Origin of the sequence: Streptomyces sp. NPDC013455 (assembly GCF_040632975.1) — a bacterium.
GTDB lineage: Bacteria > Actinomycetota > Actinomycetes > Streptomycetales > Streptomycetaceae > Streptomyces.
Genome location: NZ_JBEYCX010000012.1, coordinates 97,008 through 119,756, shown reverse-complemented (window position 1 = coordinate 119,756; position 22,749 = coordinate 97,008). Strand labels below are relative to the sequence as shown.

16 protein-coding genes are annotated in these 22,749 nt (G+C 74.3%); 11 read left to right on the top strand and 5 right to left on the bottom strand.

The features are described from left to right. The 4 genes from ABZ576_RS20620 (at position 1) to ABZ576_RS20605 (ending at position 6,056) form a co-directional block, all read left to right on the top strand. A complete protein-coding gene (locus ABZ576_RS20620) occupies positions 1–2,385 on the top strand; it encodes a molybdopterin cofactor-binding domain-containing protein (protein WP_360742392.1) in 2,385 nt (794 codons plus the stop codon). 209 nt (positions 2,386–2,594) lie between these two features. Further along, complete coding sequence (locus ABZ576_RS20615) at positions 2,595–4,052, top strand: NCS2 family permease (protein WP_360742389.1); 1,458 nt, start codon at positions 2,595–2,597, stop codon at positions 4,050–4,052. Between the two features lie 50 nt (positions 4,053–4,102). Then, positions 4,103–5,254 (top strand): XdhC/CoxI family protein, encoded by a 1,152-nt coding sequence (locus tag ABZ576_RS20610; protein WP_360742387.1) that lies wholly within the window; start codon positions 4,103–4,105, stop codon positions 5,252–5,254. A 163-nt stretch (positions 5,255–5,417) separates the two neighbouring features. Further along, a complete protein-coding gene (locus tag ABZ576_RS20605) occupies positions 5,418–6,056 on the top strand; it encodes a LysE family translocator (protein ID WP_360742385.1) in 639 nt (212 codons plus the stop codon). A gap of 21 nt (positions 6,057–6,077) precedes the next feature. Here ABZ576_RS20605 and ABZ576_RS20600 read toward each other — a convergent pair whose 3' ends face one another. Continuing rightward, on the bottom strand, positions 6,078–6,518 hold the full coding sequence (locus ABZ576_RS20600) for an SRPBCC family protein (protein ID WP_360742382.1): 441 nt from the start codon (positions 6,516–6,518) through the stop codon (positions 6,078–6,080). Positions 6,519–6,712: 194 nt separating this feature from the next. On the opposite strand from ABZ576_RS20600, the gene ABZ576_RS20595 reads away from it, so the two are divergent. Beyond that, complete coding sequence (locus ABZ576_RS20595; RefSeq protein ID WP_360742379.1) at positions 6,713–7,726, top strand: DUF2278 family protein; 1,014 nt, start codon at positions 6,713–6,715, stop codon at positions 7,724–7,726. A 22-nt stretch (positions 7,727–7,748) separates the two neighbouring features. Here ABZ576_RS20595 and ABZ576_RS20590 read toward each other — a convergent pair whose 3' ends face one another. Further along, a complete protein-coding gene (locus ABZ576_RS20590; protein ID WP_360742700.1) occupies positions 7,749–8,516 on the bottom strand; it encodes a polysaccharide deacetylase family protein in 768 nt (255 codons plus the stop codon). A 233-nt stretch (positions 8,517–8,749) separates the two neighbouring features. Between ABZ576_RS20590 and ABZ576_RS20585 the strand changes: the two genes are divergently transcribed. The 6 genes from ABZ576_RS20585 to ABZ576_RS20560 all read left to right on the top strand — a co-directional run bounded on the left by ABZ576_RS20585 (position 8,750) and on the right by ABZ576_RS20560 (position 17,722). Further along, on the top strand, positions 8,750–10,441 hold the full coding sequence (locus ABZ576_RS20585) for a trypsin-like peptidase domain-containing protein (RefSeq protein WP_360742376.1): 1,692 nt from the start codon (positions 8,750–8,752) through the stop codon (positions 10,439–10,441). Next, the gene (locus ABZ576_RS20580) at positions 10,438–12,699 is read left to right on the top strand and encodes a tetratricopeptide repeat protein (RefSeq protein WP_360742373.1); all 2,262 of its coding nucleotides are present in this window, start codon (positions 10,438–10,440) and stop codon (positions 12,697–12,699) included. Before ABZ576_RS20585 ends, ABZ576_RS20580 begins: the two co-directional genes overlap by 4 nt. 32 nt (positions 12,700–12,731) lie before the next feature. Further along, positions 12,732–14,357, top strand: coding sequence for a VWA domain-containing protein (locus tag ABZ576_RS20575; protein WP_360742370.1), 1,626 nt, complete (start codon positions 12,732–12,734; stop codon positions 14,355–14,357). Next, positions 14,354–15,556, top strand: coding sequence for a hypothetical protein (locus ABZ576_RS20570; protein ID WP_360742367.1), 1,203 nt, complete (start codon positions 14,354–14,356; stop codon positions 15,554–15,556). The genes ABZ576_RS20575 and ABZ576_RS20570 overlap by 4 nt, the downstream gene beginning before the upstream one ends. Then, entirely contained in the window at positions 15,553–16,914 is a 1,362-nt protein-coding gene (locus ABZ576_RS20565) for an ABC transporter substrate-binding protein (protein WP_360742365.1), read from the top strand. Before ABZ576_RS20570 ends, ABZ576_RS20565 begins: the two co-directional genes overlap by 4 nt. Positions 16,915–17,032: 118 nt before the next feature. Then, positions 17,033–17,722, top strand: a complete 690-nt coding sequence (locus ABZ576_RS20560) for a DUF5701 family protein (protein WP_360742362.1) — start codon at positions 17,033–17,035, stop codon at positions 17,720–17,722. 78 nt (positions 17,723–17,800) lie between these two features. On the opposite strand, the gene ABZ576_RS20555 is transcribed toward ABZ576_RS20560, so the two are convergent. From ABZ576_RS20555 to ABZ576_RS20545, 3 genes are all read right to left on the bottom strand, one after another. Continuing rightward, positions 17,801–18,592 carry a serine protease gene (locus tag ABZ576_RS20555; RefSeq protein WP_360742359.1) on the bottom strand — a complete coding sequence of 264 codons (792 nt, stop codon included), beginning with the start codon at positions 18,590–18,592 and terminating at the stop codon, positions 17,801–17,803. Positions 18,593–18,826: 234 nt separating this feature from the next. After that, positions 18,827–21,646 carry an AAA family ATPase gene (locus ABZ576_RS20550; RefSeq protein ID WP_360742357.1) on the bottom strand — a complete coding sequence of 940 codons (2,820 nt, stop codon included), beginning with the start codon at positions 21,644–21,646 and terminating at the stop codon, positions 18,827–18,829. A gap of 151 nt (positions 21,647–21,797) precedes the next feature. After that, complete coding sequence (locus tag ABZ576_RS20545) at positions 21,798–22,628, bottom strand: helix-turn-helix transcriptional regulator (RefSeq protein WP_360742354.1); 831 nt, start codon at positions 22,626–22,628, stop codon at positions 21,798–21,800. Positions 22,629–22,749 lie beyond the last annotated feature (121 nt).

Below are 22,749 nucleotides of genomic sequence, written 5' to 3'. Positions count from 1 at the left end.
ATGCCGACGAACGGCGCCCCTACGAAGATCACGCAGGGCTCGCAGACCAAGGGCGGCATCGGCGAGTCCACGCTCCGCCCGGACGGCACCCTCAAGGTCACCGGTGAGTTCGCCTACTCCTCCGACATGTGGCACGAGGACATGCTGTGGGGCCAGATCCTGCGCTCCACCGTCGCCCACGCCGAGATCGTGTCGATCGACACCTCCGAGGCCCTGGCCATGGCCGGCGTGTACGCGGTCATGACGTACGACGACCTGCCGACCGAGGTGAAGAACTACGGCCTGGAGATCCAGGACACCCCGGTCCTCGCCCACGGCAAGGTACGCCACCACGGCGAGCCGGTCGCGATCGTCGCCGCCGACCACCCGGAGACGGCCCGCCGCGCCGCCGCGAAGATCAAGGTGGAGTACAAGGAGCTGCCCGTCATCACCGACGAGGCCTCCGCGACCGCCCCGGACGCGATCCTCGTCCACGAGGGCCGCGACGACCACCACGCCGGACACGTGCCGCACCCGAACATCGTGCACCGCCAGCCGATCGTCCGCGGCGACGTGGCCGAGGCGCGCAAGCGCGCGGACGTCATCGTGGAGGGCGAGTACACCTTCGGCATGCAGGACCAGGCCTTCCTCGGCCCCGAGTCCGGCCTCGCCGTGCCGGAGGAGGACGGCGGTGTCCACCTCTACATCGCCACCCAGTGGCTCCACTCCGACCTGCGCCAGATCGCGCCCGTCCTCGGCCTGCCCGAGGAGAAGGTGCGCATGACGCTGGCCGGCGTCGGCGGCGCGTTCGGCGGCCGCGAGGACCTGTCGATGCAGATCCACGCCTGCCTGCTGGCGCTGCGCACCGGCAAGCCCGTGAAGATCGTCTACAACCGGTTCGAGTCCTTCTTCGGGCACGTCCACCGGCACCCGGCCAAGCTCTACTACGAGCACGGCGCCACCAAGGACGGCAAGCTCACCCACATGAAGTGCCGGATCGTCCTGGACGGCGGCGCGTACGCCTCCGCCTCCCCGGCGGTCGTCGGCAACGCCTCCTCGCTCTCGGTCGGCCCGTACGTCGTCGACGACGTCGACATCGAGGCCATCGCCCTCTACACCAACAACCCCCCCTGCGGCGCCATGCGCGGCTTCGGCGCGGTCCAGGCGTGTTTCGCCTACGAGGCGCAGATGGACAAGCTGGCCGCGAAGCTGGGCATGGACCCCGTGGAGTTCCGGCAGCTGAACGCGATGGAGCAGGGCACGATCATGCCGACGGGCCAGCCCGTCGACTCGCCCGCCCCGGTCGCCGAACTGCTGCGCCGCGTCAAGGCGATGCCGCTGCCGCCCGAGCGCCAGTGGGAGTCCAGCGAGGGCGCCGACGTGCGCCAGCTGCCCGGCGGCCTGTCCAACACCACGCACGGCGAGGGCGTCGTCCGCGGCGTCGGCTACGCGGTCGGCATCAAGAACGTCGGCTTCTCCGAGGGCTTCGACGACTACTCCACCGCCAAGGTGCGCATGGAGGTCATCAACGGCGAGCCCGTCGCGACCGTGCACACCGCGATGGCGGAGGTCGGCCAGGGCGGTGTCACCGTCCACGCGCAGATCGCCCGCACCGAGCTCGGTGTCACCCAGGTGACCATCCACCCGGCCGACACCCAGGTCGGCTCCGCCGGCTCCACCTCCGCCTCGCGTCAGACGTACGTCACCGGCGGCGCCGTGAAGAACGCCTGCGAGCTGGTCCGCGAGAAGGTCCTGGAGATCGGGCGCCGCAAGTTCGGCTCCTACCACCCGGCCTGGGCGACGGCCGAACTCCTCCTGGAGGGCGGCAAGGTCGTCACCGACGGCGGCGAGGTCCTCGGCGACCTGGTCGACGTCCTGGAGGGCGAGGCCGTGGAGGTCGAGGAGGAGTGGCGGCACCGGCCGACCGAGGCCTTCGACCTGCGCACCGGCCAGGGCAACGGACACGTCCAGTACTCCTTCGCCGCCCACCGCGCCGTCGTGGAGGTCGACACCGAGCTCGGCCTGGTCAAGGTCGTCGAACTGGCCTGCGCCCAGGACGTCGGCAAGGCGCTCAACCCGCTCTCCGTCGTCGGCCAGATCCAGGGCGGCACGACCCAGGGCCTGGGCGTGGCGGTGATGGAGGAGATCATCGTCGACCCCAAGACGGCCAAGGTCAGGAACCCCTCCTTCACGGACTACCTGATCCCCACCATCCTCGACACGCCGACCATCCCGGTCGACGTGCTCGAACTCGCCGACGAGCACGCCCCGTACGGGCTGCGCGGCATCGGCGAGGCCCCGACCCTGTCGTCCACCCCGGCCGTCCTCGCGGCGATCCGGAACGCGACCGGGCTGGAGCTCAACCGCACTCCGGTACGGCCCGAGCACCTCACGGGAACCGCGTAACACCCCACAGCTCTCCGGGCGGCGCAGGGAACGTCACACACTCCGCCGCGCCGCCCGGGGAAACCCCTTTGAGTTCCGCACCGCTCGCGGTCCTTGAAGTACCAGGAAATTCGTTCGTCTCGGGCCGTCCCCCGGGTCGTCCATTCCCAAATCCCGTGCCGGTAAAGGCCGTCGCACGGGTGCCCCTGTGAACCTTGGGAGATGGCACCATGACCCAGCAGTCAGTGGAGCCCAGGACCGCAGCCGATGACGCGGGCGACGGCAGCCGCGTCCCGGCGGGCCGGTCCTGGCTCGACAGGTACTTCCACATATCCGGTAGAGGATCCTCGGTCGCGCGTGAGGTGCGCGGCGGCATCACCACCTTCATGGCGATGGCGTACATCCTCCTGCTCAACCCCCTCATCCTGTCCGGCAAGGACGCGGCGGGGGACACGCTCGGCCAGAAGGCGCTGATCACCGCGACCGCGTTCGCGGCGGCCTCCACCACGCTGCTGATGGGTTTCGTCGGCAAGGTGCCGCTCGCCCTCGCCGCCGGCCTCTCCGTCTCCGGCGTCCTGTCCTCGCAGGTCGCCCCGGAGATGACCTGGCCGCAGGCCATGGGCATGTGCGTGATGTACGGCGTGGTCATCATGCTGCTGGTCGTCACCGGCCTGCGCGAGATGATCATGAACGCGATCCCGCTCGCGCTCAAGCACGGGATCACCATGGGCATCGGCCTGTTCATCGCCCTCATCGGCTTCTACAAGGCCGGCTTCGTGCACCAGGGCAAGGCCACCCCGGTCAGCCTCGGCCCCGCGGGCGAACTCGCCGGCTGGCCCGTGCTGCTCTTCGCCGGGACCCTGCTGCTGATCTTCATGCTCCAGGCCCGGAACATCCCCGGCGCCATCCTCATCGGCATCGTCTCGGGCACCGTCGTCGCCGCCGTCCTCAACGGCCTCGGCGTCATCGACCCGAAGCAGTGGGCGAACGGCGCCCCCGAACTGCACGGCAGCGCGGTCTCGATGCCCGACTTCTCACTCTTCGGGGACGTGGAGTTCGGCGGCTGGGGCCAGGTCGGCGCGATGACGGTCGGCATGATCGTCTTTACCCTCGTCCTCGCCGGCTTCTTCGACGCGATGGCCACCATCATCGGCGTCGGCACCGAGGCGAACCTGGCCGACGACAAGGGCCGGATGCCCGGCCTGTCGAAGGCGCTGTTCATCGACGGCGCCGGCGGCGCGATCGGCGGCGTGTCCGGCGGCTCCGGCCAGACCGTGTTCATCGAGTCGGCCACCGGCGTCGGCGAAGGCGCCCGTACCGGCCTGGCCTCCGTCGTGACCGGCCTGTTCTTCGCGGCCTGCCTCTTCTTCACCCCGGTCACCGCGATCGTCCCGCAGGAGGTGGCCTCCGCCGCCCTGGTCGTCATCGGCGCCATGATGCTGATGAACGCCCGCCACGTGGACTGGGCCGACCGCGCGACGGCCGTCCCGGTCTTCCTGACCGTCGTGCTGATGCCGTTCACGTACACCATCACCTCCGGTGTGGCCGCGGGCGTCATCTCCTACGTCGCCATCAAGGCGGCCCAGGGCAAGGCCCGCGAGATCGGCGCCTTCATGTGGGGCCTGACGGCCATCTTCCTGGTCTACTTCGCCCTCCATCCCATCGAGGGCTGGCTGGGCGTGCACTAGCCCGCCCCGTCCCCCGTCCTGTGCACCCGACCCCGATAGGAGACCGACAGATGCTGGACATCGCCGACGAGCTGAACCGGTGGGTCGAGCAGGGCCGTGACTTCGCCGTCGCCACCGTGGTGGCCGTCGGCGGCAGCGCCCCTCGCCAGCCCGGCGCCGCCCTCGCGGTGGACGCCGACGGCACGGCGATCGGCTCGGTCTCCGGCGGGTGCGTGGAGGGGGCCGTGTACGAGCTGTGCCGGCAGGCGCTGGAGGACGGGGAGACCGTCCTGGAGCGCTTCGGGTACAGCGACGAGGATGCCTTCGCCGTCGGCCTGACCTGTGGCGGCGTCATCGACATCCTCGTCACCCCGGTCCGGGCGGACGGTCCCGCCCGGCCGGTGGTCGCGGCCGCGCTGGCCGCCGCCGCTCGTGGGGAGGCGGCGGCGGTCGCGCGGATCGCCGAGGGTCCGGCACAGCTGCGGGGCCGGGCCCTCCTCGTCCGCCCCGACGGGTCCTGCGCCGGCGGCTTCGGCGCCCACCCCGAGCTGGACCGCACGGTCGCCGCCGAGGCCGCCGCCCTCCTGGACGCGGGCCGTACCGGCACCGTGGAGATCGGCGAGCAGGGCTCCCGCTGCGGCGCGCCGCTCACCGTCCTGGTGGAGTCCTCGGTCCCCGCCCCCCGGATGATCGTCTTCGGCGCGATCGACTTCGCGTCGGCGCTGGTCCGGGTGGGCAAGTTCCTCGGCTACCACGTGACGGTGTGCGACGCCCGCCCGGTGTTCGCCACCGCGGCCCGCTTCCCCGAGGCCGACGAGATCGTCGTCGAGTGGCCCCACACGTACCTGGAGCGCACCGAGGTCGACGGCCGTACGGTTCTCTGCGTCCTCACCCACGACGCCAAGTTCGACGTGCCGCTGCTGCGGCTGGCGCTGCGGCTGCCGGTCGCCTACGTCGGTGCGATGGGCTCCCGCCGCACCCACCTGGACCGCAACGAGCGGCTCCGGGCGGTCGGTGTCACCGAGCTGGAGCTGGCCCGGCTGCGCTCCCCGATCGGCCTGGACCTGGGCGCCCGCACGCCCGAGGAGACGGCGCTGTCGATCGCGGCGGAGATCGTCGCCGCCCGGCGCGGCGGCAGCGGGGTGTCGCTGACCGGCGCGCACACGCCGATCCACCACGACCCGGCCACCCGGCCCGCGGGCCGCATCGACTCGGTGGCCTGAGGCCCGGAGCCCGCGGGAGGAGCGCCGGCCTGGGGCCCGGAGCCCGCGGGAGGAGCGCCGGCCTGGGGCCCGGGTCCGGGCGGGACGCGCGGCCCGGCCCGACGCCCGGCCCCGCCGGAAAAGCGGTTGCCGGCCGGTGGCGTGCGCGTGCTTGCATGGGGCCATGGTGTCGTCCGACCGGCTGGCCGCCTTCGCCCTGCTGTCCTTCCTGCTGATCCTCGTGCCCGGCCCCAGCGTGCTGTTCGTGATCGGACGGGCCCTGGCGCACGGGCGCCGGGCCGCGCTGACCACCGTCGTCGGCAACACGCTCGGCGCGTACCTGCTCGTCGTCGCCGTGGCGTTCGGCATCGGTCCGGTCGTCGAGCGCTCGGTCCTCCTCTTCACCGCGCTGAAGCTCGCGGGCGCCGGCTACCTGGTGTACCTCGGCGCCAAGGCGTGGCGGCAGCGCGGCTCGCTGCGGGCCGCGGCCGGGGAGTCCGGCCCCGCCCACGGCGGCCTGCGCACCCTCGGGGAGGGCTTCGCGGTCGGCGTGGCCAACCCCAAGACGATGGTGTTCTTCGCCGCGGTGCTGCCGCAGTTCGTGGACCGGGAGCAGGGCCACGTGCCGGTGCAGATGCTGCTGCTCGGGCTGGTCTTCAACGCCATCGCGGTGGTCTCCGACAGCGTCTGGGGCCTGGCCGCCTCGGCCGCCCGCGACTGGTTCGCCCGCTCGCCCCGGCGCCTGGCCGCGGTCGGCGGGGCGGGCGGCCTGACGATGATCGGCCTGGGCGTGACGGTCGCCGCGACCGGCCGCACGGACTGAAACACCGCCCGTGGCGGGCGCTCAGCCCTGCCTGAGCAGGCGGTTCGCCGCCCGCCCGAACATGCGGAGGGACACCGACCTCACGGCCCCGTCGAAGGCGCGGGGCAGGAAGCGGACGCGGAGTTCCTCCCGCCACACCACCCGGCTACGGCCCCCGGGCCCCGGCAGGACCTCGATCTCCGCCCAGCCCAGGATCACCCGGCCGCGCTTCTCCAGCCGGCACAGGCCGCCCTCGTCCCCGGCGGGCGGCCGCCAGACCGTCACCTCCATGACGTCGTCGAAGGCGAACGGACCCAGCCCGGAGCGGGCCACGAAGCGCGTGCCCTCGCGGGTCGGCGCGGGCGTGAGCACCCTGATCCGGGTCAGCGGGACGGCGTCGGCGTGGCGGGACCACTCCGTGAGCCGGCGCCATGTCTCGTCGAGCGGGAGAGGCGCCGTACGTGCGAAGGAGAAGGTGGGCACGGCCCGATCGTAGGCAATGAGCGCCGGTCACCTGCGCGTTCGGCGCTCCGTCTCACCCCGCTCGCGTAGCAGGCGTCCGTGAGGAGTCGTATCCTGAAACAGTCGGTGCGCGGGGCGGCGTGTCGGTCCTCCCACTTCTAGGCTTCCTGCCATGGGCCGGGCAACCCGCCCGCCTCCAGGGGGAGTTGATCGACATGCCGTTGAAGAACTACGGCGTCCTGATCGCCCGCGCCGTCGAAACCCGGCGTGAGGGCGCGAAAGACACACCGCACTACCAGATCCACCTCACGGATGACCAGGGCACCCACTACCGCGCCGCGGTCAACGTGCTCTCGCAGGAGCGCCCCTCCGAGCTGCTGTACCTGGTCGCCGACGACTTCCGGCACCCGCTGACCGCCCGCCTGGAGGGCCTGCCGAGCGGCTGGAACACCCTGCCGGCCGGTCCCGGCGGCCCCACCCTCGACTTCGTGCGCGGCAACCTCTTCGACCCGGCCGGGATGCGCCCGCTCCCGCCGGACGTCGCGGGCCCGGACAACGACCTGGCCGACCTCCTCGACCACTACGTGCAGCGCGCGGTCGCCGACCGCGACGCCCGGCTGTACATCTACGGCGCCCGTTTCGGCCCCGAACCCGCCCGCAAGGACAAGGTGTTCGGGTTCCTGCCCGGCAACGGCGTGCACGACGTCCACATGAACCAGGGCAACAGCCGCCGGTTCACCGGCGACGACGGCGTCTGGCAGGACGGCGGCCTGCTGCTGTACTTCCCCGCGCAGTCCCGCTGGGTCGGCATCTTCCTGGCCTTCCAGAGCCAGTCCTGGCACACCGACGACACCACCGGGCACAGCCTGGACGACGTCGACGGCAGCCGGCCCGAGCCCGGTACGCAGCCGGTGCGGATCGTCGCGGCGATGGTGAACCCGAAGGGACCGGCCCCCGAGGCGGAGACCGTGACCCTCATCAACGCCTCACCGGACCCGGTGGACCTGACCGGCTGGCGCGTCGTCGGCCGCCTCGGCGAGGGCTCGCCGGTCCCGGCCGCGGCACCGCTCGCGGCCGGCGCCTGGCTCACCGTGCCCCTCACCGCCGACGGACAGCTCGGCAATCAGGGCGGTGAGATCACACTGCTCGACGCGGCCGGTCTGAAGGTCCACGGCGTGTCGTACACCGGCGAACAGGCCGGGCGCGAGGGCTGGTCGGTGGTCTTCTGAGCGGCGCGCGGGCAGCGGTGCCTCAGGGGCGGTACACCTTGCCGGGCTCGGCCTTGCCGGGCGCCAGCAGCTGAGGCACCGTCACGAACACGTAGCCGCGGGCCTTGAGTGCGTCGATGATGCCGGGCACGGCCGGCACGGTCCCGGGATAGATGTCGTGCAGCAGGATGATCCCGTCCCGGGACGACTGGTCGAGGACGCGCTCGGTGATGAGCGCCGGGTCGTTCGTCGTGTAGTCCTTGGCGGTCACGCTCCACAGCACCTCCGCCAGGCCGAGCTCCTTGCAGATCTCGTGCACGTTGGCGTCGGTACGGCCCTGCGGCGGGCGCATCAGCGTCGGCTTGCGCCCGGTGAGCCGTTCGATCGCGTCGTTGGGCCGCGTCAGCTCCTCGCGTATCTCGGCGTCGGATATCCGGGTGAGGATCTTGTGGTCCCAGGTGTGGCTCGCGACCTCGTGGCCCTCGGCCGCCATCCGCTCGACCAGCTCCGGGTACTTCTCGATGTGCCGCTTGCCCAGGAGGAAGAAGGTGGCCGGGACCTTCTTCTCCTTGAGGATGTCGAGCAGCCGCGCCGAGTTCTCGCTGGGGCCCGCGTCGAAGGTCAGGGCGATGCACTTGGCCTTGCGGCAGTCGACGGAACCGAAGGCGGCCGGTGCCCCGTGGGCCGCCTCGGCACGCGCGGTGCTGGGCGTGGTCGTGTCGACCCGCGCGCACCCGGACAGCGTGAGCGTGAGGCAGGCCGCGGCGGCGGCGAGCGCCCAGCCGCGCAACCTTCGGCCCGTTCCAGGCATCTTCCTGGTCGCGGGCGTCGGCGTCGGGATCGTTTCCGTCGATGGAGGCATGCCGGGACTATACACTGAGTGTATAGCTCAGGTGTTCGGGACCTCGGGGGCGGCGGGACCGCGGTGCCGCCGGCGCGCCATCCCGCACCTCACCGCCCCCACGCGCCCCGGAGCCCGGCTCTCCGCAACAACACCGTGCACACCAGTGGTACCGGACGGGTACGCGGAGTAACCTCGCAACCATGACGCGCACGGGGGAGCGAGTCGGCACGGTGCGGTTACGGACACCGTCCTGGATCGCGCGCATCGAGACGCCGGACGGACAGGTCCTGGGCGCGGGCGTGCTGCTCGCGCCCGAGCGGGTGCTCACCGCGGCCCACGTCGTCCGTCCCGGCCACCGCTACGCCGTGCGCCTGGTCGGCGTCCCCGGCCTGGCCGCCGTGGCCGGCACCGTCCGCCCCGACGAGCACGTCCCCCAGCGCGAGGACGCCTTCGGCGACCGCAGCGGCGACCTCGCCCTGCTGCGCCTGGCCGCACCGCTGCCCGCGGAGCACGCCACCCGGCTCTACCGGCTCGCCGCCCCGCACGGCCCCGTCAGCATGTACGGCTTCCCGGACGGCGACGACGGCGGGCGCTGGCACGGCGCCACCCTGGTCGCGGCGCGCGGCCGGGACAGCCAGGTGCAGCTGCGCCCGCTCACCCCCGGCGAACTCGCCGCCCCCGGCTTCAGCGGCGGCGGGGTCGTGGACCACGCCACCGACCAGGTCATCGGCATCGTCCTCAGCGTCGACGAGGGGCCGGGCTCCGCGTTCAGCTACATGAGCCCCACCGAGACGATCCTCAGCCACCTGCCGCAGGTGGCAGCCTGGAGCGACGGCGCCGAGGCCGTCGACCCGCGGCTGCGCACCGGCACCGGCCCCGCCGCCGGCCGGCTCGACGTGCCGTTCGCCACCGAACTCGCCTCCTGGTTCCGCGGCGCCGGCTGGCCGGTCCTCGTCACGGTCGTCCCCGCCCGCGGCGACCGCGCCTGGACCCTCCAGCGGGCCGTCACCCTCGCCGACCGCGAGCTGCGCACCCACCGCAACACCAGCGCCGTCAGCCACGACCCGCCCGAGACCGTGCCGCCCGCGGGCGCACACGACCTCGCCCTGGACGTCAAGGGACTGACGTGCGCCGAGGTCATGGACCGGATCGCCGAACGCCTCGGCATCCGCGACGACCCCCGGCCCGAACGGCTGGGCGCCCTGCGCGTCCCGCTCGCCGCCGTCCTGGTCGCCGTGGACCAGGCGGCCGAACCCGAGGCGCTCCTCGGCCTCCTGGACCGGCTCGCCCGGCAGGGCGCCCGGCTGCTGCTGGTGTTCCGCGCTCCGGGCGAGCGCGCCGCCCAGGCCACCGAGACCCTCGTCCACCGCCCGCTGCGCGCCCGCTGGACCCGGCTGCACGGCCAGCTGCGGCACGTGACCGACGAGTTGGGGCCCGCCCTGGACGCCCGCCGGGACCGCGTACTGCCCGGGCCCGGCACCCGGCCGCTGCTGGACCGGGCCGAGGCCGGCGTACGGCGCACCCGCATGCTGCGCGCCTGGGTGGCCCACATCCCCGACCAGGAACGCGAACCGGGCCGGGCCGACCTGCTGTTCACCTTCGAGGACGCCGTCGGCCGGCGCCGGCGGCGGCTGGAGCGGGCCATCGGCATGCTCGACGCCCGGCTGCGCCGCCGCGAGGAGCTCCTCGGCCGGGTCGGTGCCGAGTGGCCGCTGTGCCGGCAGCGGGCGGCCGACCAGGGCGACCGGGTCATGGCCGCCTACCGGTTCTACGAGGAAGCCCTGTCGCTGCTGCGGCAGACCCCCTGCGACATCGAGCGGGCCGAGGCCGCCGTGGAGCGGTTCGTCGGCTTCTGCTCCGCCACCGCACCCGAAGAGGAGGGCGCGTCGTGACCTCGTGCATCCGCCCCGGCTGCGCGGGCCGCATCATGGGCACCGGCTACTGCGACACCTGCGGCCACCGGCACGCCGAGTCGCGCTCCGAACCGCGGGCCCGGCCCCCGGCCGCCGCCACCGAGGACACCCCGGGCCCCGCCGCCGTCCACGCCGTCGCCGGCATCGGCGGACTCGACCAGCACGGACTCGTCGTCCTGCCCGAGGTCCCGGTCCCCGACGACGTGGTGCTCGAGGACCCGCGACCGCCCACCGGCGGCCGCCGCTGCGGGGCGAACGGCTGCACCATGACCATCGGCATCGGCTACGGCGGCCAGCCCGCCCGCCCCACCGGACGCTGCCCCCGCTGCGGCACGCCCTACTCCTTTCTGCCCACCCTGGCCAAGGACGACGTCGTCGCCGACCACTACCGGGTCCTCGGCTGCATCGCCCACGGCGGTCTCGGCTGGATCCACCTCGCCGAGGACACCCGCGCCGACGGCCACCGGGTCGCCCTCAAGGGCCAGATCAACGTGCACGACGCGCTCGCCCGCCGCTCGGCCGTGGAGGAGCGCCGCTCGCTCACCGACCTGCACCACCCCGACATCGTCCGGATCATCACCTACGCCGAACACCGGGTCCCCGGCGGCCCGGCCACCGGCTACCTCGTCATGGACTACATCGGCGGACGCTCCCTCCAGCAGCTCTTCGACGCCGACGACGTCGAGCGGATCTTCCACGGCCGCCCCCGTCTCGACCACGTCCTCACCTACGGCTGCAAGATCCTCGGCGCCCTCCAGTACATGCACGAGCGCGGCCTGCTGTACTGCGACATGAAGCCCGCCAACGTCATCCACTTCGGCCGGGCGATCAAGGTCATCGACCTCGGTGCCGTCCGCGCCATCGGCGACCGCACCTCCGCCTACGTCTACACGGCCGGCTTCGCACCTCCCCAGGCGGAGATCGACGACCGGGGCTGGCACGTCGACAGCGACCTCTACACCGTCGGCACGACCCTCCAGTCCCTGGCCCGCGCCACCGAACCCGCCCGCGGACTCGCCTCCGACTCCTTCCGCCGCCTCATCGCCCGCGCCACCCACCCCGAACCCCGCGCCCGGTTCCGCTCGGCGGCCGAGATGTCCCGGCAACTGTGGGAGGTGCTGCGCGAGTTCCGCTCACTGCAGTTCGGCGAGCAGCTGCCGGAGAGCTCCACCCGGTTCCGCGCCTCCGGCGCCAGCCTGGACGCCGGACTCGGCGCGATCCCGGCCCTGGACCACTGGACGGGCCGCTCCGGCGAGCACCCCGCCGGCCTGGACGTCTCCCCGCCGGCCGCCGCCGAGGTGGCCGGCGCCCTGCCGGAGCCGGTCCCCGATCCCGACGACGGCGCCGCCCTGCTGCTGGACGCCTTCCCGCCCGACGCACCCGACCGGGTCGCCGAGGAGTGGCCCCGCGAGAACCGTCTCGCCACCCCCGAGACCGCGCTGTGGCTGTGCCGCGCCTATCTCAGGAAGGGCGAGCAGCGCGCGGCGGAGAGCTGGCTCGCCGAGGCCGAGACCCAGCTCGGCGAACGCGCCGCCGCCCACGACTGGCGCATCGCCTGGCACCGGGGCGTCCTCCTGCTCAGCATGGGCCGGGTGCGGGAGGCCGGCACCCGGTTCGACGCCGTCTACCGGGCCCTGCCCGGCGAGTACGTGCCCAAGCTCGCCCTCGGCTACTGCGCCGAACACACCACCGAACACACCACCGAGGCGGACCGGACCCGGGCCATGCGGTACTACGAAGCCGTGTGGCGACGGGACTCCGCGCACACCGCCGCCGCGTTCGGCCTGGCCCGGGGCCACCTGACCGCCGGCGACCGGGACGCCGCCGTCCACGTCCTCGACGAGGTGCCCGCCACCTCCCGGCACTACGACGCCGCCCGCACCGCGGCCGTACGCATCCGCGCCGGCATCCTGCACGGCGGCCCGCCCACCCCGGACGGGCTGCGGGACGCGGCCCGGCGGCTGCCCGAACTGCGCCTGGACGGCGGCGCCGCGGCCGGCGAGTCCCGGGCCCGGCTGGTCGCCGAGGTCCGCGAGAACGCCCTGCACAGCCGCCCCGCCCAGGGCTGGGGGCCCGGCCTCCCGGCCGGGGACCTCTTCGGGCCCGGGGACGAGGACGGCCTGCGCACCCGGCTGGAGAACTCCTTCCGGCAGCTGGCCGCGCAGGCCCGCACCGCCGGGGAGCACGGCCGGCTGCTCGACCTGGCCCACGCGGTCCGGCCGATGACCACCTTCTGACCAGATCACGACCCCCGGGGAAAGAGGCAGCGATGACCGTGGCCGAGGAGACCGAGGTGACGCTCGCGGTCGGCCAGCAGAAGGAACTGCCCGCCGTACCCGACGCGGCCGGGCGCCGCACCGAGCGGGAGATGCACGCCATCCTGGAGATCGGGGTCAGGAGCCGGGGCGGCGCGCACCACGCCGGCGCGCCCGCGCCCGGCACCGGGCCGGCGCTCGCCGAGGTGCTGATCGTCGACACCTCCCGCTCGATGCTGCACCCGGCCGCCAAACTGCACGCGGCCAAGGACGCCACCGCCGCGGCGGTACGGATGCTGCCCGACGGCACCGCCTTCGCCGTCCTCTCCGGGCGGTTCGACGCCACCGTGGTGCACCCCGGGCCGGGCCGCTCGGTGCTCGCCGTCGCCGGGCCCGGCGAGCGCGAGGCCGCCGAGCGCGCCGTACGCATCCTGGACGCCGACGGCGGCACCGCCATCGGTGCCTGGCTGGAACTCGCCCGGCGGCTCCTCAAGGACCAGCCCGCGCCCGTCAAGCACGTCCTGCTCCTCACCGACGGGCGCAACGAGCACGACCACCGCTCCCGGCGTCCGCTGGAGACCGTCCTGGACGCCTGCGCCGGCCAGTTCGTCTGCGACGCCTGGGGCATCGGCGACGACTGGGACGCCGAACTGCTGCTGAACATCACCCGGCGGCTGCACGGCCGCGCCCGGGCCGTCCGCGCCGAGTCCGAACTGACGGCGGCGTACGAGGAACTGGTCGCCGGGCTGGTCGGCACGGCGGTGCCCGAGCTGCGCATCCGGCTCACCCCCACCCCCGGTACGGCGATCCGCCAGGTCAAGCAGGTGGTGCCGAACGAGCAGGAGCTCCAGCCCGGCCCGGCCCTGTCCGGCGGCCGCGCCGCGGAGTACGTCACCCGCGCCTGGGGCGACGAGGTACGGCACTTCCAGGTCGTCCTCACCGCCGATCCGACCGGCCGGGAGACCGGCGAGGACCTCCAGCTGGCGGCCGTGGAGGTTGTCGTGCCCGACGTCCGGCGCCCGGTACGGCTGCCCGCGCCCCAGCCCATCCTGGTGCGCTGGACCGACAACCCGCTCGACGCATCCCGGCGGCATCCCGGCGTCCGCCGGCACGAGCTGTACCAGCAGGCGAGCGCCGCCGTCGCCAAGGCCTACCGGGCCTGGCTGCGCGGCGCGGACGGCCGCGAGGCCGCGGACCGCGAACTGGCCCGCGCCCTCGCCCTGGCCGCCGAACTGGCCGACGCCCAACTGCTCGGCGCGCTGCGGCTGATCGAGACCGCGCCGGGCTCCGGCCGGATCCGCTCCGGGCTGAAGGACGTCGACTGGCAGCACCTGATCCTCTCCAGCGCCCTGACGACCCCGCCGCGGCAGCAGGCGGGCCCCGGCGGGCCGGGGGCTTCTGCGCGAGGCGGTGCCTCCGGGGCGCCCGGCCCCGGTGGCTCGGCACCGGCCGGAACCGGATCCGCCGTGCCACCGGGGCCGGGCCCCGCCGGGCCGTCCGGCGCCGGGGCCGCAGGCCCCGCCCTGCCCGTGCGGCCCGACGGGCTGGTCGAGTGCCCGGACTGCAAGTGGCTCGGCCCGGCCGACTCCCTCTACTGCGGGGGCGACTGCGGGCGATTGCTGAGGGGGGCACCGGCGTGAACGCGGTCAACGGAGCGACGCCCGGGGGCGGCGGCACGCCCCCGGGCGCCGGCCGGGGTACGCCCGCAGGCCCGGCCACCGGTACCACCGCCGGAGCCGATCCCCGCACCGGCGCCGCCACCCGCACACAGGCCCGCAAGGGCACCGGCACCGGCACGCCCACCGTCCCGGCCGCCTCCCCGCCGCCGGAGCGCCCGGCGGATTCCCGCCCGCCGGGACGGGCGTCCCGCCGCCTCGCCGGCCTGCTCGCCCGGCTCCCCGGCGCCGGGCGGCGGCGCCCGTCCGGAGGCGGCAGTACGACCGCCCGCGACCTCGCCGTCCGCCGCCGCGTCCTGCTGACCCTGTCGGCACTGCTCACCCTGTCCCTGTTCGTGTCGTACCAGGGCGTGCACGGTGACGCGAACCCGCTGCGCACCTCCAGCGCGCCGGCCGTGCTGTCGCTCGACACCGCGCAGTACGCCCTGGTCCAGGCCCAGCGGGACGCCGGCGCGCCGGCCCCGACCAGCGACTTCCAGAAGCAGATCTCCGTCGCCGCGCAGAGCCTCGCGGCCGCCGCGGCGGACGACGACCTCGGCGGCCCGGCGGGCCGGCAGGCGCTCCAGACGATCGCCGGGCTCATCACCGTCTACGCCGTCAAGGTCCAGCAGTCCCAACTCCAGCCCGACGGCAGTGTGCTGCGGGAGGCGTACCTCAGCTACGCGACCAGCATCCTCACGGAGGAGGGCGCCGGGATACAGGCCCGGCTGGCGGCCCTCCAGCGGGAGCAGCGCGCCGCCGTGCAGCGGCAGACCTCGTTCGGCCCGCTGCTGTGGCTCGCCTGGAGCGTCACCCTGCTGCTGACCCTCGCCCTCGGCGCGGCCCTGCTGGAGACCCAGCTCTTCCTCCGCCGCCGGTTCCGGCGCCGCTTCAACCGCCAGCTCATCGCCGCGGCCGTCCTGTCGCTCGCCGGGGTCGGCATCGGCGTGCTGTTCACCGTGTGGACCCAGCAGGGGATGGCGGACACCCGGACCCTGCTCGACCGCCCGCTGCCCGGGCGGCTCATCCCCGACGCGGGGCGGGACACCGCCTCGTACCTGGCGCACACCGGTTTCCGCGCGGCGGCGGCGGTGTGGATCCTGATAGGAGGCGTCCTGCTCATGGCACTGGCCGAGACGGGCCTGCGGCGGCACATCGACGACTACCGGTTCAGGCCCCGGTGAGCGCCGAACCCGGCGGCGCGGCGGCGGCCGCCCCCGGCACCCGGTCCGGCCCCTCCCGCCGCCTGGTCCGCACCGTCACCGTGGTGGTGAGCTGCCTGGCCGTGCTGGCGGCGGCCGTCGTGGTCGGCGTACGCGCGCTCGGGCGGGAGCCGACCGTCACCCTGCTGGCCAACTGGACGGGTGACGACGAGCGGCACTTCCGGGAGGCGGTCATCGAGCCGTTCGAGCGGAAGTACCACATCAAGGTGGACTACCAGGGCAGCAACGCGGAGAGCCAGGTGCTCGGTGCCGACGTCGAGGCCGGCACGCCACCGGACGTGGTGGTGCTCACCGGCCCCGGCGAACTCGCCGAGTACGCCCGGCAGGACCACCTCCGTCCCCTCGAAGACCTGGTGGACACGGACGACTTCGGCACCCCCTGGGCCATGCCCCTGGCGGACCGGCACGTGTACTGGTTCCCGCTCAAGGCCGACCTGAAGAGCATCGTCTGGTACCCGGCCGGCGTCGGTGCGCGGCAGCTCGAACGAGAGGTGCGCCGGCCGGCCGCGTGGTGCGTCGGCATGGGCTCCGGTGCCACCAGCGGCTGGCCCGGCACCGACTGGATCGAGGACATCCTGCTCCAGCGGTACGGCCCCGAGGTGTATCGGGAGTGGGTGCGCGGCAAGCTGTCGTGGCGGTCGGACGAGGTGCGCAAGGCGTGGACCGAGTGGCGCGACCTGGTCGGCGCCGGCGGCGACCCGGACCTCGTCCGGCGGGCCCTGAAGACGCCGTACCAGCTCGCCTCGGAGCCGGTCACCGCGACCCCGCGGGGCTGCCTGCTGGAGCACCAGGCGTCCTTCATCCGCGGCCGGCCCGCCTGGCAGCGGGCCGACGGCCGCTACCAGCCCACCGCGCGGCTGCTCCACGGGGCCGCCGAACCCCCTGCCTGGGAGGTCTCCGGAGACCTGGTCGCCCTGCTGCACGCCACCCCGCAGGCGAAGAAGCTGATCCGCTACCTGGCCTCCGCCGACGCCCAGCGGGCCTGGAGCGAGAAGGAGTCCGGCTTCTCCGTGCACACCGGCGTCCGGCCCGCCGGCGGCGACGCGGGCTCCGCCTGGCACCGCTCCCTCGCGGCCACACTCCGCGACACCGGGCAGGTGCACTGCTTCGACGCCTCCGACGCGATGCCGCCGGCCGTACGCGACGCCTTCGCCGAGGCCACGATCGAATTCCTCGCCCATCCGTCCCACTTGGAGGACCTGCTGCGCTCCCTGGACACCCTCAGCGCCACCCCTGGCCTGACCTGGCTGCCGTCGGTGTGCGACGGCAAGGGGGGAGGCGGCCTCCGGCCCGGGAACGCCGGCACGAGGGAGAGGTGAGCGGCAGCCGGTGACGGTCAGTCGTACGCGGACGAGGAAGAGGCGGTGGGGCGGGAACATTCCGGCGGGGTGTTCCGTTGGCCGAGGGCCCGCCCACGTCACCGTTCCTGGGAGCATCGTGCCCGAAACCACGCCCGCGCCCGCCACCGTCCTGTCCTCACTCCCGGCCCCGAGCGCACAGGCCGAGCGACTGATCGAGCTGGGGGTGCACGAGGTGGCCGGAGTGTCCGCCACCGAGCTGCGCGCCTTCGCCGCGGCCGCCGGGGCCCCCGCGGACGGCGGGGGCGTCCTGCTCGCCGTCCACCCGGACCGCGCCCCGGCCTCCGCCCTCGCGCCCTTGCTCCGCCACGCCGGCAAGCCCGGCTTCGTCGTCACCGACATGGCCGACGTCGACCTGTTCGCGCCGCTCGCGACCGTGCCGCTGCCCGACGCGCCGCTCTACCTGCTCACCGGCCTCGACCGCGGCGACCGGATGGCCGGCTGGAGCCCCGACGAGGCGCTGCCCGCCCTCACCGCCGAGGACCGCACCCCGCTGCTGCTCACCGAGGGCATCCACTGGGTGCTCCAGCAGCCCGCCGTCCTGGAGCGCAACCACTGCTTCATGACCATCGGGTCCCGGCTGCGCAAGGCGGGCGGCGCGCTGGACGCGCGGACACCGGCGATCTGGATCAGCAACGGCACCGGACGGGACGGCCGCGAGCGCCGCAACGCGCCCAAGGTCGGCTGGTGCTGGGCGGGCAACCGGCACACGTGGCTGGGCTTCGCCTCCGCGACGGACCGCCGGACCGGGGGGCCGGACCTTGGATAGGGGGCGTTGCGGGCCGCTCGTGGTGGCCCGCAACGCCCCCCGGCAATCACCCGAGGGGTGCTCGGGAAGTCTTCCGGGTCACGAGTTGACCTGTGCGGTCACCAGGTCCGAGAAGGTGGTCAGCCGGGTGTAGACACCCGGGTAACCGGCCTCCGCGCACCCCTCGCCCCAGGAAGTGATCCCTGCCAGGACGCCCCCGATGAGCAGGGGACCGCCGCTGTCGCCCTGGCAGGTGTCCACGCCGCCGGAGGAGTATCCGGCGCACACCATGTCGGACTGGACGAAGTCCGAACCGTAGGAGGTACGGCAGCTCGCGTCGGACACGACCGGGACGGTCGCGGTCCGCAGCTGGTTGGAGGAACTGCCGTTCTCCGAGGTGGTTCCCCAGCCGAGGACGCGGGCCGTGGTGCCGGCCGCGTACACACCCGTCTGGGAGGAGGAGACGTACTTGGCCGCGGTGTACGGCATCGACGTCGAGAGGGTCAGCACGGCCACGTCGTCGCCGTTCGTGGCGTCCGTGTAGTCCGGGTTGATCCAGATCTTGCTGACCCGGCTCACCGTACCGTTGGTGCCGTTGAGGTAGGTCCGGCCACCGACCACACGGACGCTGCCGGTGGTCTCCCCGACCATGCAGTGCGCGGCCGTCACCACTTTCGTGGGCGCCACCAGGGTGCCGCCGCAGAACTGGTTCTGGGACGCGTCCGTGATCTGCATCATGAACGGGTAAGCGGTCGTCGTGGTGGTCGTACCGCCGACGATGGGCTGGGGTGCGGCGCTCGCCGTGGGGGAGGCGAGCAGCGCGGTCGCCGCGGCGGCGGCGGTGGCCACCAGGGTCGCGGCGGTCTGTCTGGCACGTCTTGGCCCGAACATGAGTCTCCTCAGTGGGGGTTGCACCGGTGGGGGGTCGCGCGGGTGTTGCACGGGGTGGGGTCCCCCCGGATCGAGCACGGTCGGAGCTCGGGGGAGGGACCGACCCCCATGTGCCCGGGCGAGCGGCACGCCCTTTACGCTAGGACCCGGAACCCTCGGCTCCCAATGAGGGAACCCCCTAGGGGGTTGGGTGAGGGAAAACCCTCGGTCCGGTTCAGTTAACCGGCCGGGTTCTCACTTCGCGCGCCGACCTGCCGCCAATCGGACGATGTCCACCCGCGATCGGATCCCCAGCTTGCGGTAGACCCGGGTCAGGGTGGCCTCCACCGTCTTCACGCTGATGAACAGCCGGGCCGCGATCTCCCGGTTGGTGGCGCCCTCCATCACCAGCGCGGCGACCTGACGCTCCATCGCGGCCAGCACGTCCAGGGCGTCCAGCGCCTCCGGCACGGCCGGCGCCGGTTCCGGCTCGGGGGTGGTGAGGGCTTCGTCCACCTGGCGCAGCCAGGGCAGCGCCCGGCACCGCCGGAACATCCGGGCGGCCTCGTCGTAGACCGCGGTCCCGGAGCGTCTGCCGCGCAACCGGGCCAGCGCGAACGCGGCCCGCGCCTCCTCCAGGCCGTAACCGAGCTTGCCCAGCCGGTCCTGAGCGGACGTCAGCTGCCCGACGGCGGCCTCCAGGTCGCCCTGGGCGGCGCGCACCAGCGCCTCGGACCGGTCGAGCACGCCGAGGACGCTCTCCCGGCCGAGCCGCAGCGCGTGTTCGCGGCTGACGCAGATGACGTCCTGTGCCTCGGCGGGTTCACCGATCCGGACCAGTGCCTCGGCGAGATCGCCCTGCCAGCGGCCGCGGGCCGGGTCGGTGATGCCCAGGGCCAGCTCCAGGCTGCGCACCCGGCGCAGCGAGCGGACGGTGCCCGCCGGGTCCCCGGCCACCAGCTGGGCGTGTCCCAGGGCGCCCAGTGCCCGGGAGAGGTACATCTGGTCGCCGTCCTCCTCGGCGTGCTCCACCGCCTCCCTGGCGAGGGCCAGCGCGCGGTCCACGTCACCGCCGGAGGCCTCCGCGAGCGAGGTGAGCATCGCCGAGGCGGTCTCCCCGATGCCCGAGTCCCGGGCCAGCCGCAGGCTCTCGCGGGCCAGCTCCAGGGCGCGCCCGCAGTGCCCGGCCCGCAGTTCGGTCTCGGCCAGGCCGCGCAGGAAGTGCACCTCGCTCTCCACCGAGCCGCGCCGGCGGACCTCGCGGAGCAGACCGGTGACCGTGGTCCGGGCCTCGGCCAGCTGGTCGCCCATGATCAGCCAGCGGAACCGGGCGCTGCCCGCGCCGTTGTGGTGCCAGGCGACCCGCGGGTCCTGCGGCTCCCGCAGGGCCCGCTTGATGGTGCGGGGCGCCTCCGGATGGCCCATCAGGGTCTCGGTCTGCGCCTGGAAGGCCAGGGCGAGCAGTTCGGTGCGCCGGTCCGCGCCGCGGGCGGCCAGTTCGGCGGCGTGCGCGGCGGCCTGTCGGGCCTCGGTGAAGTCGCCCTCCACGATGAGCGCCCGCCAGGCCAGCTGGTAGTGGACCAGGGCCAGCAGCCGCGGGTCGTCGCCGGCGTCGGCGAGGGCCTGCGGGAAGACCGCGTCGACCTCCGCCATGGTGTGGCCGGCGGTGTCGATGACGATGATCCAGGCCCGCACCCGGTCGGCGGGCACGGTCGCCCGGGTCAGCACCTCCCGGGCGATGTCCCGGGCCAGGTCCACCTCGCCGGCGGTGATCGCGTCCTCGGCGGCGGTCAGCCGGCGTTCCTCCTGGCCGGGCACGCCGTCGGCGGGGGTGTGCCGGGCGGCGAGCAACCCCAGCTGGGCGGCGACCGAGGGGGCTCCGCGGTCCCGGGCGAGGGTCGCGGCCTCGGCGAGCCGGGCGGCGACCTCCGGGTCGGTGCCGGTGGTGGCCAGGGCCAGGTGCCGGGCCCGTTCGATCGGGTCGGAGGCCGCGGTGGACAGCGCCGCGTGCGCGGCCCGCCGTTCGTGCGCGGGTGCCTCCGCGTACAGCGCGGCGGAGATGAGCGGGTGCGCGAACCGTACGGCCGGGGCGTCCGGTTCGGTGGCCAGCAGCCCGAGTTCGGCGGCCTGGGCGCACTCGGCCTCGGCGTTCTCCCGGCCGGCCGCGTGCAGCAGCGCCGGCGTGGGCCGGGCGCCGGCGCTGGCCACCAGCAGGGTGCGGCGGGCCTCCACCGACAGCATGTCCAGCCGGCTGAGGACCAGGGCGCGCAGCGAGGTCGGCACCGGCAGCGGATCGCCGGGCCGGGGCGGTGCCGGGCGCTCGGCGAGGGCGCGGCCGAGCTCCAGGGCGAACAGCGGGTTGCCGCCGCTGGTGCGGTGGATCTCGCGGACCGTGGAGCGGGGCAGGCCGCCGTGGCCGCGGTGGTCGAGCAGCTGGGCGGTCTGGGTGCGGGAGAGCGCGCCGAGCCGGACCGCGAGGGTGCCCGGCGGGCAGGCGCGCAGGTGGCGGTCGTACTCTTGGCCCTCCTGGCCCTCCGTGCGGACCGCGCACAGCAGTTGTACCGGGACTCCCTCCAGGCGACGGGCGGCGAAGCCGAGGAGTTCGGCGCTGGCCGGGTCCAGCCACTGGAGGTCGTCGGCGACGACCAGGACCGGGCCGTGGGCGGCGAGCGCGCGCAGCGCGGAGAGCACCGCCAGGCGCAGCGCCAGGCCGTCGCGCAGCAGGCTGGACTCGCCGCGGCCGGTGAGCGCCGACTCCAGGGCGGTGCGCTGGGCGGCGGGCAGGCGCGGCGCGACGTCGTCGAGGGCCAGGCCGAGGAGGTCGGCGAGGGCGAGGAAGGGGAGGTGGGATTCGGACTCGGTGGCGGAGCAGCGCAACACGGTGCGCGCGGTGGCGCCGTATTCCTCGGCCAATGCCCGCAGGACGGTGGATTTCCCTATTCCGGCGGGGCCGTGCAGCAGCACACTGCCCCCCGAGGCGAGTTGCTCACGGGCGCCGGCGAACAACTCCTCGCGGCCGATGACCAGGTCGGGGCGGCACCTGGCAGGCTCCTGGAAGTCCCGTCGCACGGTCACCGCTCCCCTCCTGTGTCGTGTCCGGGCCAAATTCTAGGCAACGATCCTTGAAATTCGGACGGAAGCCGTGGTGAGGGAAATAACAAACGCTCAAGCATAAGTAAATTCAAAGCGGCGCCCGATGAATGGGAAGGTATCCTCACCGCCGTCGCTACGGCAGCAGTCCCGCCCTGCGGGCCGCGGTCACCGCCTCCCCTCGGGTGTGCGCGCCCAGCTTCCGCATCGCCGAGCGCAGATAGCCCTTGACCGTCTCCGGGCGCAGACCCAGCCGTTCGGCCACCGCGGCGTTGCCGGCCCCTTCCGCCACCCAGGACAGCACGTCGAGCTCGCGTGGCGCCAGGGTCACGCCCCCGGCTCGCGGCGGCGCGGTCAGCAGCCCGCAGGCGGCGAGCAGTTCGGCCCGCAGGCCCGGGTCGGCGATCCGGGGCGCCAGGGCACGCAGCGCCGCGTGCGCCTCGCGCACCTGTTCCCAGGCGGCACCCCGGCCGGTGCCGGCCGGCTCCGGGCGGGCCGCCACCAGCAGCCCGCGCGCCTCGTCCCGCACCACCAGCGCCTGTTCCACGTCCCGGGCCACCGCCATCGCCGCGCCCAGCGCGCGGTCGCCGAGCGGCTGGGCCGAGCGCAGCGCGCCGTACAGCACCCCGCGCACCCGGCGCCGGACCACGACCGGCACGGCGAGCACCGAGCGGATGCCCTCGGCGGCCACCGGCACGTCGTACTCGTGGCTGATCTGCCGGGAGCTGGAGTAGTCCGTCACCGCGCACGGCCGGGCCAGCGCCACCGCCTTGCCGCCGAGCCCGCTGCCGGAGGTCACCGCCAGCGAGCGCAGCGCGGCCGTGTTCGTCCCGCTCAGCTCGCTGATCCTGATCCGCGGCCGGCCCGACTCCATCAGCCCGCCGAAGGCGACCGGGAGTCCCGTCGCACGCCGCAGCCGGGCCAGCGCGCCACCGATCTCCACCGCCCCCACCGCGTCTGCCGTCACCCTCTTCGCCCTTCCGGCCGCCCACACCCCCCGTTCGGGGGTGGTGAGACCCGTATCACGGATTAGACGATGCCAGAGAGCCGCCCGGCAATGGTCGGGAACAGGGGAGTGAGCCGGAGAG

Bases quoted from the DNA above. Each gene is read 5' to 3' on its own strand.
- ABZ576_RS20615 (WP_360742389.1), top strand. From the start codon at position 2,595: ATGACCCAGCAGTCAGTGGAGCCCAGGACCGCAGCCGATGACGCGGGC.
- ABZ576_RS20555 (WP_360742359.1), bottom strand. From the start codon at position 18,592: ATGTTCGGGCCAAGACGTGCCAGACAGACCGCCGCGACCCTGGTGGCC.
- ABZ576_RS20620 (WP_360742392.1), top strand. From the start codon at position 1: ATGCCGACGAACGGCGCCCCTACGAAGATCACGCAGGGCTCGCAGACC.
- ABZ576_RS20605 (WP_360742385.1), top strand. From the start codon at position 5,418: ATGGTGTCGTCCGACCGGCTGGCCGCCTTCGCCCTGCTGTCCTTCCTG.
- ABZ576_RS20610 (WP_360742387.1), top strand. From the start codon at position 4,103: ATGCTGGACATCGCCGACGAGCTGAACCGGTGGGTCGAGCAGGGCCGT.
- ABZ576_RS20585 (WP_360742376.1), top strand. From the start codon at position 8,750: ATGACGCGCACGGGGGAGCGAGTCGGCACGGTGCGGTTACGGACACCG.
- ABZ576_RS20590 (WP_360742700.1), bottom strand. From the start codon at position 8,516: ATGCCTGGAACGGGCCGAAGGTTGCGCGGCTGGGCGCTCGCCGCCGCC.
- ABZ576_RS20595 (WP_360742379.1), top strand. From the start codon at position 6,713: ATGCCGTTGAAGAACTACGGCGTCCTGATCGCCCGCGCCGTCGAAACC.
- ABZ576_RS20575 (WP_360742370.1), top strand. From the start codon at position 12,732: ATGACCGTGGCCGAGGAGACCGAGGTGACGCTCGCGGTCGGCCAGCAG.